This window comes from Nonomuraea jiangxiensis (assembly GCF_900099965.1).
In the GTDB taxonomy this organism is placed as follows: domain Bacteria; phylum Actinomycetota; class Actinomycetes; order Streptosporangiales; family Streptosporangiaceae; genus Nonomuraea; species Nonomuraea jiangxiensis.
The window spans coordinates 26887-39586 of the sequence record NZ_FNDJ01000039.1 but is presented as its reverse complement, the minus strand read 5'-3'; the positions used below and the strand labels follow the sequence as shown (position 1 = coordinate 39586).

At 69.0% G+C, this 12700-nt stretch carries 13 protein-coding genes and 1 pseudogene; 7 read left to right on the top strand and 7 right to left on the bottom strand.

Features of this window, described 5'->3' with window-relative positions; all coding sequences use genetic code 11:
- Window positions 1-229: 229 nt before the first annotated feature.
- Window positions 230-622, bottom strand: a complete 393-nt coding sequence (locus BLS95_RS60100) for an integrase core domain-containing protein (RefSeq protein WP_425434799.1) — start codon at window positions 620-622, stop codon at window positions 230-232.
- A 63-nt stretch (window positions 623-685) separates the two neighbouring features.
- Complete coding sequence (locus BLS95_RS57365; protein ID WP_218136378.1) at window positions 686-1093, bottom strand: hypothetical protein; 408 nt, start codon at window positions 1091-1093, stop codon at window positions 686-688.
- Between the two features lie 228 nt (window positions 1094-1321).
- On the opposite strand from BLS95_RS57365, the gene BLS95_RS48595 reads away from it, so the two are divergent.
- The 7 genes and pseudogenes from BLS95_RS48595 to BLS95_RS48565 all read left to right on the top strand — a co-directional run.
- Window positions 1322-2176 carry a carbohydrate ABC transporter permease gene (locus BLS95_RS48595; RefSeq protein ID WP_090946420.1) on the top strand — a complete coding sequence of 285 codons (855 nt, stop codon included), beginning with the start codon at window positions 1322-1324 and terminating at the stop codon, window positions 2174-2176.
- Window positions 2173-3465 (top strand): ABC transporter substrate-binding protein, encoded by a 1293-nt coding sequence (locus BLS95_RS48590; RefSeq protein WP_090946419.1) that lies wholly within the window; start codon window positions 2173-2175, stop codon window positions 3463-3465. Before BLS95_RS48595 ends, BLS95_RS48590 begins: the two co-directional genes overlap by 4 nt.
- Complete coding sequence (locus tag BLS95_RS48585; RefSeq protein ID WP_090946418.1) at window positions 3458-4468, top strand: ABC transporter ATP-binding protein; 1011 nt, start codon at window positions 3458-3460, stop codon at window positions 4466-4468. Before BLS95_RS48590 ends, BLS95_RS48585 begins: the two co-directional genes overlap by 8 nt.
- On the top strand, window positions 4465-5346 hold the full coding sequence (locus BLS95_RS48580; protein ID WP_090946417.1) for a carbohydrate ABC transporter permease: 882 nt from the start codon (window positions 4465-4467) through the stop codon (window positions 5344-5346). Before BLS95_RS48585 ends, BLS95_RS48580 begins: the two co-directional genes overlap by 4 nt.
- 18 nt (window positions 5347-5364) lie before the next feature.
- Window positions 5365-5835 carry a hypothetical protein gene (locus tag BLS95_RS48575; protein WP_143044224.1) on the top strand — a complete coding sequence of 157 codons (471 nt, stop codon included), beginning with the start codon at window positions 5365-5367 and terminating at the stop codon, window positions 5833-5835.
- Between the two features lie 413 nt (window positions 5836-6248).
- Window positions 6249-8498, top strand: coding sequence for a WD40/YVTN/BNR-like repeat-containing protein (locus tag BLS95_RS48570; protein ID WP_218136377.1), 2250 nt, complete (start codon window positions 6249-6251; stop codon window positions 8496-8498).
- 280 nt (window positions 8499-8778) lie between these two features.
- Window positions 8779-9103, top strand: a pseudogene (locus tag BLS95_RS48565) (transposase); the annotation flags it as partial.
- Window positions 9104-9134: 31 nt separating this feature from the next.
- On the opposite strand, the gene BLS95_RS57360 reads toward BLS95_RS48565, so the two are convergent.
- From BLS95_RS57360 to BLS95_RS48545, 5 genes are all read right to left on the bottom strand, one after another.
- A complete protein-coding gene (locus BLS95_RS57360; RefSeq protein ID WP_218136376.1) occupies window positions 9135-9836 on the bottom strand; it encodes an integrase core domain-containing protein in 702 nt (233 codons plus the stop codon).
- Window positions 9826-10236: a hypothetical protein gene (locus BLS95_RS57355; protein ID WP_218136375.1), complete on the bottom strand. Its 411-nt coding sequence runs from the start codon at window positions 10234-10236 to the stop codon at window positions 9826-9828. Before BLS95_RS57355 ends, BLS95_RS57360 begins: the two co-directional genes overlap by 11 nt.
- 120 nt (window positions 10237-10356) lie before the next feature.
- Window positions 10357-11097, bottom strand: a complete 741-nt coding sequence (locus tag BLS95_RS48555) for a hypothetical protein (RefSeq protein ID WP_218136374.1) — start codon at window positions 11095-11097, stop codon at window positions 10357-10359.
- Between the two features lie 17 nt (window positions 11098-11114).
- Window positions 11115-11603 carry a hypothetical protein gene (locus BLS95_RS48550; RefSeq protein WP_090946414.1) on the bottom strand — a complete coding sequence of 163 codons (489 nt, stop codon included), beginning with the start codon at window positions 11601-11603 and terminating at the stop codon, window positions 11115-11117.
- 502 nt (window positions 11604-12105) lie between these two features.
- Window positions 12106-12675 carry a recombinase family protein gene (locus tag BLS95_RS48545; protein WP_176993808.1) on the bottom strand — a complete coding sequence of 190 codons (570 nt, stop codon included), beginning with the start codon at window positions 12673-12675 and terminating at the stop codon, window positions 12106-12108.
- Between the last annotated feature and the right edge of the window lie 25 nt (window positions 12676-12700).

Here is a 12700-nt window from a genome sequence, read left to right as displayed (position 1 = left end):
CGCGCCCCCCGAAAAACCCACTCCCACCTGCGCCACTGCCCCGGCACGGGGGCTGGAGCGCTCTCGCGGGCCGTCCGTCGTCGGGCCCGCGCTCCCGTAACGTTCGTACGCGTGCCCTGCCACCCTCGGATGAGGGCCTCTGCGCTGGAGGGATTTGAGTTCTTGAGCCCCACGGCTCGGCCGGCGCCCCCTCCTCAGCTGACTGCTGCAAGCCGGTCCAGCGTGCGATTCAGGGCCGACCCTGCGCCTGCCGAAAATTCCATCCATGTAGGTCAAGCGGCATGTGAGTATTCGTGGAGGACTCCCCGAGCCGGTCTCGTCGGCGTAGGTTCAGGTCGATGATTCGCCCGGGGTCCGTGATCGGGTCCGGGGCGGGACGCAGCGGGGCTGCTTGGTTCAGGGCTTGGTGGGCTCGGTGCTGGTTGTAGAACCGTTCGTACTCGCGCAGGGCGTGCTGCAGGTGGCGTTCGTTCCATACGAGGCAGCGGTCGAGAAGCTCGTGGCGACACGACTGCACCCACCGCTCCATGATCGAGTTCATCCGCGGCATCCGGATACCTGTGATTACGGTCTTGATGCCGGCTCGGTGAGAATCGCATCCATGAGGGCCGGGAACTTCCATCTCGATCTCGGAGCAGAAAGCGCGCCCGGCAGCCCGCATCGTCCAGATCCATCACCAGATTCTTCATCGCCTGGGTGACCCAGCTCGCGCTCGGGTGCGCGGTGGTGCCGAGCACATGGACGCGCCTGGTGGCGTGCTCGATATGGCCAGGATGTACTGGCGTTGCCCGTTCAGGGTGATGGTCTCGATGAAATCGGCGGCCAGTAGGGCGTCGGCTTGGGAACGCAGGAAGTCGGCCCAGGTGGTGGACGCCCGCTCGGGCGCCGGATCAAGACCTGCCTGCCTGAGGATCTCCCACACTGTGGACGGCGCGACCTTGATGCCGAGGGTGGTGAGCTCGCCGTGCACCCGCCGGTAGCCCCAGCCGGGGTTCTCCCGAACCAGACGCAGGATGAGAGCGCGGATGGAGTGAACGGTGGGTGGGCGGCTAGGCCGCTTCGGCCGGCAGGTACGGGCATGACGCCGTTTCATCGGATCGCGGTGCCAGCGCACGGGCCCGCGACCATCCGATCGGGCACGGCCACGGCCGACGGCCTACGACAGGCGTAGGAGCGGCCGACGCGGGATTCCAACAAGTGACCGATGACCTGTGGGCCGCCCGGTCATAGGCTCAGCCGAACCACCGCCGGCCGGCCCCAGCCTGCCCGCGGTGTGAGACCCGGACGAGGAGCGCCAACCGGTTGGCGAGAAGGGCGGGACGTGCGATCCTCGGGCCCCACCGCGATACCGCGGTTCATCGGGCGGTTCGTGCTTCCGGCGCTGTTCGCGGCGCTCTTCGCCGCCCCGCTGTGGTTCATGGTGGTCGGCTCGCTCCGGCCCGCCGGCCGGCCCCCGCCCCGCACCCTGGAGCTGCTTCCACCCGACCCGTCCGTGGCCGCGTACGCCCGGCTGCCGGAGCTGATCCCGCTCCTCCGCTACCTGGCGAACTCCGCGATGGTCGTCGCGGTCGCCGTACCGGTGACGGTCGTCGTCGCCTCGCTGACCGGTTTCGGGCTGCGGCTGCTCACGCCGGCGGCCCGGCGGCGGGCGATCCTCGGCCTGCTGGCGGTGCTGCTCGTGCCGGTCACCGCCGTGTGGGCCACCCGCTTCGAGCTGTTCCGGTTGGCCGGCGTGGTCGACACGTACGTCCCGCTGCTGGCCCCGGCGCTGCTCGCCGGCAGCCCCTTCCTGGTGTTGCTGTACATGTGGGCCTTCGGCGGCGTGCCGGACAGCCAACTCGGGGCCGCCCGGTTGGAGGGGGCCGGGTGGCTCACGATCTGGCGTCGGGTGGCCCTGCCACAGGTGCGCCCGGCGACCCTGGCGGTGGCCGTGCTCGCCTTCACGTTCCACTGGTCCAACCTGATCGACCCGCTGCTGTACCTGCACAGCGGCGACCGTTACACGTACCCCCTGGGTCTGCAGTTCCTGCGACTGCTGAACCCGACCGACTGGCCGCTGCTGATGGCCGGCTGCGTCGTGGCGACCGTGCCATGCGTGGTGGTGTTCCTGCTGGCCCAACGGATCCTGCTGAACGACGATCCGCTGGCAGCTCTGAGATCTGGAGGTCGTAGGTGAGCCGATTCCGACGGTACGTCGCCCTGGTCACCGCCGCGCTGCTGCTCGGCGTCGCTGGCTGCGGCGGCGGGAACCGCACGGAGGACCAGGACGGCATCACCGTCGTGCTCTTCGGCGACGCCGAGGAGATCGCCGGCTACCGCAGCCTGGTTGACGCGTTCACCGACGCCCACCCCGACGTGGCGGTCACGCTCTCCCCGGTCGCCAGCCAGGACGAGCTGATGGCCCGGCTGACGACCTCGTTCGCCGGCGGGCAGCCACCCGACGTGTTCCTGCTGAACTACCGCCGTTACGGCCAGTTCGCCGCCCAGCAGGCCATCGAGCCGGTGCAGTCCTACCTCGACCGCAGCACGGCGCTCGACGAGAGTGACTTCAGCCCGCGGGCGTTGGACGCCTTCCGGTTCGACGGGAAGGCCCTGACCTGCCTGCCGCAGAACATGTCCTCGCTGGTCGTCTACTACAACGCCGACCTCTTCACGGCCAAGGGCGTACCGCTGCCAAAGGCCGGCTGGACCTGGGACGACTTCCTCTCCGCCGCCCGCGCCCTGACCGGCGACGGGAAGTACGGCTCCGGCGTCGAGCCGTCGATCGCGCGGCTCGCGCCGTTCGTCTGGTCCAACCGCGGCGAGTTCGTCGACGATCCGACCCGACCGACCGCCCTCACCCTCACCGGCGACCCGGCCACCCGCACGGCCGTCGACTGGTTCCTCGACCTGCAACTGAAGCACCACGTCGTGCCCCCCGACGCCGAGGAGCAGAGCGAGTCGAGCGAGGCCCGGTTCCTGCGCGGCACGCTCGGGATGTATCTCAACAGCCGGGTGGCCGTCCCCACGCTGCGCACCATCGACGGCTTCACCTGGGACGCGGCACCGCTGCCGGTGGCCCCGGGCGGCGTGCCCGCGTCGATCCTGCATAGCGACGCGTACTGCATGAGCGCCGGCCTGCCCGACCACGACGACGCCTGGCGGTTAATCGAGTTCGCGATGGGCGAGCAGGGCCAGCGGATCCTCGCCGGCTCGGGGCGCACCGTGCCGTCGCGGCTCGACGTGGCCAACTCCCCCGCGTTCCTCGACCCGGCCAAGCCCCCGAAGTCGTCGCAGGTCTACCTCGACGCCGAGCCGCACCTGCGGGCCACCCCCCGCACCGGCACCTGGTCGCGAGTGGAGCGTGAGACGGACGCCCTGCTCAAGGAGGTCTTCTACGGCCGGGTCGGCCGCGAGGAGGGGCTGCGGAACCTGGAGGAGAAGGTCCGCCCGCTCTTCACCCTGCCGGCGGGCGCGGATGGGTAACCGCGGCGCCATCCGGCTCGAGTCGCTGACCAGGTCGTACGGGCGGGTCGTCGCCCTCGACGACGTCGACCTCGAGGTGCGGGCCGGCGAGATGATAACCCTGGTCGGCCCGTCCGGCTCGGGAAAGTCGACGATCCTGCGGCTGATCGCCGGGCTGGACCGGCCGGACCAGGGCCGGATCGTCGTCGACGGGCAGGACGTGGTGCGGGTACCGCCGCACCGGCGGGCCGTGGCGATGGTCTTCCAGGACTACGCGCTCTACCCCCACCTCACCGTCCTGGGCAACCTGCTGTTCGGGCTACGCGTACGGCGGGTCCGACGCGCCGAGGCCGAGCGGCGGGCCCGGGCGGCCGCCGACCGGCTGGGGATCGCGGACCTGCTCGACCGCTACCCCGACCAGACCTCCGGCGGGCAGCGCCAGCGGATCGCCCTGGCCCGTGCGCTGCTGCGCGAGCCGACCGTCTACTTGCTCGACGAGCCGCTGGCCAGCCTGGACGCGCCGCTGCGCTTCGCCACCCGCGCTGACCTGCTCGCCCTACACCGGGAACTCGGCACCACGACCATCCACGTCACCCACGACCAGGCGGAGGCGATGACCCTCGGCGACCGGGTCGCCGTCCTCGACCGCGGCCGGGTCCGCCAGATCGGGCCACCGCAGCAGGTGTACGACGAACCGGCGGACACCTTCGTGGCCGGCTTCCTGGGCAGCCCGCCGATGAACCTGGTGCCCGGCGGCGGCGTGCTCGGCGGCGCCGCCGGCCTGATCCTCGGGGTGCGGCCGGAAGACCTGGCGCTCGACACCGACGGGCCGATCGAGGCCACGGTCGAGGCGGCGGAGGCGCTCGGCAGCGAGACCATCCTGCTGACCCGCTGCCCGGACGGCACCCGGTTGACGGTCCGCACCGGCCCGCGACCCGGCGTCCGGCCCGGCGAGGGGGTGCGGCTGCGACCCGACCCCGGCCGCCTGCACCGGTTCGACGCGGAAACCGGACGGCGGAGGTGACGTCCGGCCGGGCCCGCCCGCCGCTGACCGCATGGGCGTTCCTCGCCCCGTACGCGGTCGCGGTCGGGCTGCTGATCGTGCTGCCGGCCCTGCTCAACCTCGGCTACGCGTTCACCGACCACACCGGGCTTACCCGCGACCCCCAGTTCGTCGGCCTGGCCAACGTGCGCCGGATGCTCTCCGACGGCTTCCTGCTCGACAGCGTGCAGGCGTCGGCGATCCACCTGGCGCTGGCCGTACCGCTGCGACTGCTGGCCGCCGTCGGGCTCGGCCTGCTGCTCGCCGCGCCGCGACCGGGCGGGCGTTGGTTCCGGGTCGCGGTGTACCTGCCGACGGTCGTGCCCGACGTGGCCCTCGCGGTGATCTTCCTGTGGGTGCTCAATCCGCTGTACGGCCCGCTCAACCAACTGCTCGGGCTCTTCGGCCACCCCGGCTTCACCTGGCTCTCCGATCCCGGCACCGCACGGGTAGCGGTGGCGCTGATGCTGGTCTTCCCGATCGGGGAGGGCTTTCTGGTCGTCCTCGCCGCCCGGCGCCTGCTGGACGGCCGGCTCTACGAGGCGGCGGCCCTGGAGGGCTGCGGCCCGTTCGGCCAACTGCGCCGGCTCACCCTGCCGATGCTCGCGCCCGTGCTACTGCTGCTCGCCGTCCGCGACACGATCCTGACGCTGCAGGTCAACTTCGTGCCCGCGTACGTCCTCACCGACGGCCGGCCCGCCAACGCCACCCTCTACCTGCCGGTCTACATCTTCGACCAGGCCTTCGAGTTCTCCAGTTTCGCCTATGGCGCGCTGATCACAAGCGTCCTCATGGTGGTCACCGCGGTCGTCATCACCGCCCTGCTGCTCGTCGTACGGCGGTGGCGCGTGCTGCGCTGAGCGTGCCATGCTGCGGCGGTGAGACTCCGCATGTTGACCGTCGTCGTCACGGCCCCGCTACTGCTGGCCGCCTGCGGCGGCACCGAGGCCGGTCAGCCCACCGGCCGCGAGTCGGGGATGTTGGCGAACCTGCCCAGCTGCGACCGGGTGCCATTGGACGCCGACGCCGAGGTGACCGCCGATGTTGCCGGCCTGATGCTGCCCGACGGCGCGCGGGTCACTTCGGTGGTCACGCAGGGCACACTGACGACGGTCGAGGCCACCGTCCGCATGACCCCGTTGGACGTGCGCGCCCACTACGAGCATCTCAGCGACATCGACCTGCTCCGCGCCGAGGACGAGGTCTTCGAGGCCGAGGTGCTGATGCGGGCGCAGCAACGACGGACGTACCTGCGTGCCACCGCGGTCTGCGCGGATGCGACGACGCTGACCGCCGTGGTGGGACCGGACTCGGACGACGCGGGCCTACCCGAGTTCCAGAGTTACTGACCGCGATCCCGCGCCGCGGGCGCAACCCCGTGCCCATTCCGCGCTTGTCCACCGCCGCTGAACCCACCACCGTGGCCAGCCGCGGACGATGGGGCGTGACCTCGGACGGGCTGCTCAACCGGCTCGGTGGCCGGGGCGTCCCGACAGGTGTCCTAAGCGAAGGGAGTTAATCCCAACAGATGCTCGGTGACGTGACTCACCTCGCTGTCTAAGGTGCCGACTGGTGATCGCTTTCCCGGTCGCCACGACGTGTGGACAGGGAGATCCGAATGAACCTCACGCTCGTCCGACGGTATCGCGGCCTCGGCATCACAGCGGCGGTCGCGTTATTCGCCTCGGTCGCGCTGACCGCATTCTCGACACCTCAACCCGTCCAAAAGGCATCGTTAGCCACCAACACCCCCACCGGGCCGATGGAACTGCCCGACGAGTGGATGACCGCCCAGCGGATGAGCGACGGAAGCACCGAGCTCTCCACCGCGAAGTACACCAAGGCCCGCGGCGAGGCCAAGCAGATCGCCGCGCGCACCCTCAAAGCCTACCGACCCCTGGCCGAGCAGAAGTGGGACTTCTTCGGCCCGAGCAACATCGGCGGGCGGGTCGTCGACATCGCCGTCGACCCGCAGGTGCCGGACCAGGTCTTCATCGCCGCCGCCTCCGGAGGCATCTGGAAGTCCCGCGACGCCGGCGCGACGTTCGAAGCGGCGTGGCCGGACGACGGGACGCAGAGCATGGGCGCGGTCGCGATGACCAGCAAGGGCGTCCTCTTCGCCGGCACCGGCGAGCCCCAGCCGGGCGGCGGCTCGATCACCTTCGGCGGTGACGGCATCTACCGCTCCAAGGACCGCGGGAAGACCTGGCAGCACGTCGGCCTCAGGGACAGCCACGCCATCGCCCGCTTCGCCATCGACCCGAGCAACGAAGATCGCATCTTCGCCGCGGCCAGCGGCAACCTCTTCATGCCCGGCCGCGAGCGCGGCGTCTACCTCTCGGAGGATGGCGGGGACAGCTGGCAGCTCGTGCTCGCGCCGCCGAACCCCACCACCGGCGCCACCGAGGTCGTCATCGATCCGACCAACCCCCGCCGGATGTACGCAGCGATGTGGGACCACCTGCGCGAGCCGCACCAGCGCACCTACGGCGGCCCCGGCTCCAGCCTCTGGCGCTCCGACGACGGCGGCGCGACCTGGCAGCGGATGACCAAAGGCCTGCCCACCGACGCGGACCAGGGTCGCTGGGGCATAGCCCTCGCCCCGAACAACCCGCAGCGCCTCTACGCGTACGTCGGCACCGCGCTCGGCCCGTTCCGCGCCTTCTACCGCTCCGACAACGGCGGCGACACCTGGACGCAGACGCCGGTCACCGCCGGCCAGGCGTCGCAGTCCACGTTCAGCTGGTGGTTCGGCAAGCTCTACGTCGACCCCACCAACGCCGACCACGTCTTCCTGACCGGCGTCAACCTGAGGCGCTCCACCGACGGCGCGCAGAGCTTCTCCTCCGTGGGCGGGGTGCACGCCGACCAGCACGCCATGCGCTGGGACCCCAAGGTGCCCGGCCGGGTCTACCTGGGCAACGACGGCGGCTTCTACCGATCGGAGGCCAACGGGGCCAGCGGCTGGGTCAAGTCCACGTACGAGCCGTACACCCAGTTCTACACCGTCGACGTCGCGGAGACCGACCCGGTGCTGAAGGTGGGCGGCGCCCAGGACAACGGCTGCAACCGCGGCTACACCGGCGTCGGCGGCGACTGGGACGAGATCGGCTGCGGCGACGGCCTGCAGGTGATCATCCACCCGGAGCAGCCGAACATCGTCTTCGGGTGCAGCCAGTACGGCAGCTGCTACCGGTCGGAGAACTCCGGCGCAGCGCCGCGGCAGACCATCGGCTCCGGGCAGACGACGTCCCAACGGCGCAACTGGCAAACCCCGTTGCAGTTCGACCCGAGCGACCCGAACGTCATGTACTACGCCGGCAACATCGTCAACCGGTCCACCGACAACGGTCGCACCTGGACGCCGATCAGCCCCGACCTCACCGGCGGCGGCCCCAACGACCCGTCCGGCTACCCGTGGGGCACGATCACCACGATCGCGGCCGCGCCCACCGACGGCAACAAGCTCTACGTCGGCACCGACGACGGCCGGCTGTGGTGGACCGACGACCTGGGCGGCACCTGGAACCGGGTGGACCCGGCACAGGTGCCTGGCACCTGGGTGACCCGGGTGGCGGTGCACCCGACCGACAAGAACATCGCCTATGCGACGTTCTCCGGGTTCCGCTCCGGCAGCGACCGCGCGCACGTGATGATCACCCGTGACGGTGGCCGGACCTGGAGCGACATCGGCCAGGGTCTGCCGGACGCCCCGGTGAACTCCGTCGTCCCGACCGCCGACGGGCTGCTGCTGGTCGGCACCGACGTCGGGGCGTTCATGTCGGCGTGGAACGGCGGCGAGTGGGCCGCGCTCGGCACGAACCTGCCGCAGGCGGCGATCATGTACCTGCGCTACCACGAGCAGAGCCGGCAGCTCACCACGGCGACGTTCGGCCGCGGCGTCTACGACCTCACGGTCCCGAAGTGCCCGGCCGCGTCGACGAAGCTTCCCCTGAAGGACACCGGGAAGGGGGCGGTCGGCGTGCTCGCCTCCTGCCATGCGACCGCGTAGCCACCCAGCAGTTCCACTGAGGAGACCACTGGTTCGATAGACGTAGCACCAGGCAGGCCAGGGCCACCTCCCGGACCCGGGAGGTGGCCCTGGCCATGCTCCCGCCTCGCCGCAGCCGGCCCGCTGGGTGCGAGGCCCAGCCACAGGAGTGTCTAATTAACGGCGGATCTGATCATCAAGGAAGAGGTTCGTGATGACCGAGACCGCTGTCGAGTCGACGCCTGGTAAGGAGTCGGGCGGGGCGGCGTCCAGCGCGACGACGGACGAGCAGTTGATCGCGATGCTCGTGGACCGCGCCCGCACCGACGGACTGCAGCTGACCGGCGAGGGCGGGTTGTTGCAGCAGCTGACCAAGCGGGTCCTGGAGTCCGCCCTGGAGGGCGAGATCACCGACCATGTCGGCTACGACAAGCACGACTCCGAGGGACGCAACAGCGGCAACAGCCGCAACGGCACCCGAGCCAAGACCGTGTTGACCGACGTGGGGCCGGTCGAGGTGAAGGTGCCGCGCGACACCGCCGGCACGTTCGAGCCACAGATCGTCAAGAAGCGTCAGCGGCGTCTGGACAGGCGTCGATGAGATGGTGCTGTCGCTGTCGGCGAAGGTGCGCCTGCCGATAAGTCCATCCGTGCAGGTTAAGCGGCATGTGAGTACTCGTGGAGGACGCCGCCGAGCCGGTCTCGTCGGCGTACGTTCAGGTCGATGATTTGCTCGGGGTCCGTGATCGGGTCGGGGACGGTGCGTAGCGGAGCCGCTTGGGCCAGAGCTTGGTGGGCTCTGTGCTGGTTGTAGAAGTGTTCGTACTCGCGTAGGGCGTGCCGTAGGTGGTGTTCGTTCCAGAGCAGGCAGCGGTCGAGAAGCTCATGGCGGCATGACTGCACCCACCGCTCCATGATCGAGTTCATCCGCGGCATCCGAATACCGGTGAGCACCGTCTTGATGCCGGCCTCGGCGAGAATCTCGTCCATGAGGGCTGGGAACTTCCCATCCCGATCGCGGAGCAGAAGGCGCGCTCGGTAGTCCGCATCGTTCAGATCCATCACCAGATTTCTGATCGTCTGGATGACCCAGCTCGCGCTCGGGTACGCGGTGGTGCCGAGCACACGGACGCACCTGGTGGCGTGCTCGATGACGGCCAGGATGTACTGGCGCTGCCCGTTCAGGGTGTTGGTCTCGAGGAAATCGGCGGCCAGCATGGCGTCGGCTTGCGAGCGCAGGAAGTCGGCCCAGGTGGTGGAGGCCCGCTCGGGCGCCGGATCGAGACCTTCCTGCCTGAGGATCTCCCACACCGTGGACGGCGCGACCTTGATGCCGAGCGTGGTGAGCTCACCTTGCACCCGCCGATAGCCCCCAGCCGGGGTTCTCCCGAATCAGACGCAGGATAAGAGCGCGGATGGAGCGGACCGTGGGCGGGCGCCCACGTCGCTTCGGCCGGCAGGTATGGGCATGGCGCCGTCTCGTCAGATCGCGGTGCCAGCGCAGCACGGTATCCGGTTGGATGAGCAGCCGCAGCCGGCGCAGGACCTCCCGGGGCAGCGAGGTCAGGAGCGCGGCCAGGAAGGCTCGGTCCTCGGGTGCGAATCTCACTCGGGTGTCGGCGCTGAGTTGGCGTTCAAGGACGGTGATCTGGTGACGCAGGGCGAGGATCTTCACGTCCTTGTCTCGATCGCCCATGGGCAGTAACCGCAGCGCGGCGAAGGCGTTCGTGACGGTCAGATAGGCCAGGCGAAGGAGCACAGCCGATCATCTTGCCGTACGCGCTCTCGTCTCCTGAGAGATCGGAGCTCGCGTACTCCACACAAAGCCCTCGCAGGGCCACGACCTGGGCGGATGTAATTATCGGCAGGCGCACAGTCGTCACCCTGCGGCCGGACGTGTCGAGCAGGCGGCGGTGAAATGCAGGGGGACGTTGATCCCGCACCGCGCGCTCGCATCGGCGAGAAAGGCGGCCAGCCAGCCCAAAGCGCCCAATGACCATTCGGCGAGGGTCCCGTGGAGGATGACCCGATGAGGTCCGGATTCGAGCATGGATTCGCAGACGAACGCGGACTGCCTGACCTCCCGCACCCACTGGAGTATGCCGGGAGCGTGCGAACCTATCGCGGCCTCCGACCCACTGTCCAAGGTCACTCGCAACGGAGTGACCGACCCCGGATGGTGATCGGCGAACCATCCAGAGTCCTCGAGCAACGTCGCGACGGCACCTATTGCCGGCGGTGCGACCGGCATGGGAAATAGCGCGTCGACCGCCGTCAGACGAAATTCTCCCATTCTCGCCAGGACGTCGTGAGCACAGGAAAAGAACGGCTGAAGCGGCACCGGTCGACCCGCAGGAACAGGTTCGGTAATAGAGACCTGGAACCACGCGATGCGGGACCCGAGTTCCGGATCAAAACTCGGGTCCTGCCCTGCATCGTTCATTCCCCAGAAACCGCCGGTGGCGTTTTCTGATGCCGGGGTGAGCCACCCCATGGCAGATGACCGCGCGACGAAGAGGCTGTAGGCGTCCGAGGAAGCGACGGCCGGATTCAGCCAAGGATTTGTCGCCAGTTCGCCGTACACGGCGGCGAACATGGTGCGGTCCTGCCTGGCGATCACGTCACCTCATCCGCCGGTCACGCACGTCTGCAGTTGATGTTCCGGGTTGATGTGGTGAGCTTACCCGGATCGTCCGCCAGACCAACGAGGTCGACGTCGATGACACTGCGCCAGCCGGTCAAGGCGCTACCTGCGGTGCAGGCCCCTCGTCCGGTCGCACGGTTGCCCGCGCCACCGCCGGAACGGACGGTCGAGCGGCCCACCGTGCCCTTGTTCCGCCAGACTCCGTCGCTGTAGTACTGCTGGAGCTGCACGGTGACCACCGCTGTTGCCGTCGAGCAGTTGATGTTGACCCACCAGCCGTGACCGGAGGCCTCGAAGGCGCTGGATGACACGTGTACGTAGTCGCCGTTGGTCGTGAAGAGACAGAGGGCGGCCGCGGCTGCGTCGTTCTCCGGCGTCCCGGTGCCGTCCAGAACCGTCAGGTCGTCGCCTGCGGATTCCGGTGCCGGCGCCGGTACGGGAGCCGGCGACGCGGAGGCTGCCGTACTCACGCTGACCAGCATCGCCGATAAGGCGATTCCTACTGTGGCCGCACGCAGTGCGAGCCGACTTCGATTACGCATCTTGCTCCTGTCTTGCTGGACAGGGGCGCACAGCACAGTTGCCGTTTCAACCTAATCCCCGTTTGATGCTTCATGCCTCCGTGTTTCCTTGCGCTGCGCGATCCCCCAGATGGACACAGATAAGGCATGACCCTGGACACGCTACCCAAAAGGATCGACAAAGACAAGGCAAAAGTGAGCGAAAATGCGGCAGATACGATTAGTTCAACATTCATCTGCGAAGATTGTCCGAACGGGCCTATGCACATTTCAGTCACAGAGAAACCACGTTTATGGCGCAAGCCTTCCGTGCACTCGCCGATGTGATCTCAATGGCTCTGCGAGAGTGGCCGGTCATGGACTGCATCTTCTGCACGCCCATTCGCGAGAACTCGGCCCACTGGATGGTCCACCGGGCCACGACGGCGGCCTTCGCCGAGACCGGGAGAAACTGTGAGAAGGGTCAGACCGGGTTGGCCAGGGCGGCATACGCGGTTGAGCGGGAGATCTTGAGAGTTCGGGCGGCCTCGGTGACCGATACGCCGTCATTGACGAGGTGGCGGAGGGCGGCGAGTTCGGCGGGGCCGATGACGCGGGGGCGGCCGGCCTTCTTTTTGCCGGGCAGCATGGTGCCGCCGGCTTCGCGGCGTTTGGCTGCGGCGATTCCCTCGGCCTGGCGCTCGGCTCGCAGCTCCAGTTCATACTCCGCGGCCGCGGGCAGGACCGCGAACATGAACCGGCCCTCTTTGGTGCCCAGGTCGAAGTTCTCGGTCAGCGACACCACGGTGCTGCCTTGGTCGCGGACCTCGTTGACCGTGGTCAGCACGTGGCCCGCTGAGCGGCCCCAGCGGTCGGACTTCCAGAACTTCAGTGTGTCGCCCGCTTTGGGCCGCTCCAGGAGTGCCTCCCATGCCGGTCGCGGCACCGCGTTTGCCCGATTCCTTTTCCGTGACCAGTTCGTCGGCTCCAGGTGCAGATGGAGGCCAGCGGAGCCGACTTCGATTGGTGCGCAGGCCTGGTAGGTCTGGGCCATCGACCGGCAGTTTCGAGCTCGCATC

Bases quoted from the DNA above. Each gene is read 5' to 3' on its own strand.
- BLS95_RS60100 (WP_425434799.1), bottom strand. From the start codon at position 622: ATGGAAGTTCCCGGCCCTCATGGATGCGATTCTCACCGAGCCGGCATC.
- BLS95_RS57365 (WP_218136378.1), bottom strand. From the start codon at position 1,093: ATGAAACGGCGTCATGCCCGTACCTGCCGGCCGAAGCGGCCTAGCCGC.
- BLS95_RS48585 (WP_090946418.1), top strand. From the start codon at position 3,458: ATGGGTAACCGCGGCGCCATCCGGCTCGAGTCGCTGACCAGGTCGTAC.
- BLS95_RS48570 (WP_218136377.1), top strand. From the start codon at position 6,249: ATGGAACTGCCCGACGAGTGGATGACCGCCCAGCGGATGAGCGACGGA.
- BLS95_RS48550 (WP_090946414.1), bottom strand. From the start codon at position 11,603: ATGCTGGTCAGCGTGAGTACGGCAGCCTCCGCGTCGCCGGCTCCCGTA.
- BLS95_RS48545 (WP_176993808.1), bottom strand. From the start codon at position 12,675: ATGGCCCAGACCTACCAGGCCTGCGCACCAATCGAAGTCGGCTCCGCT.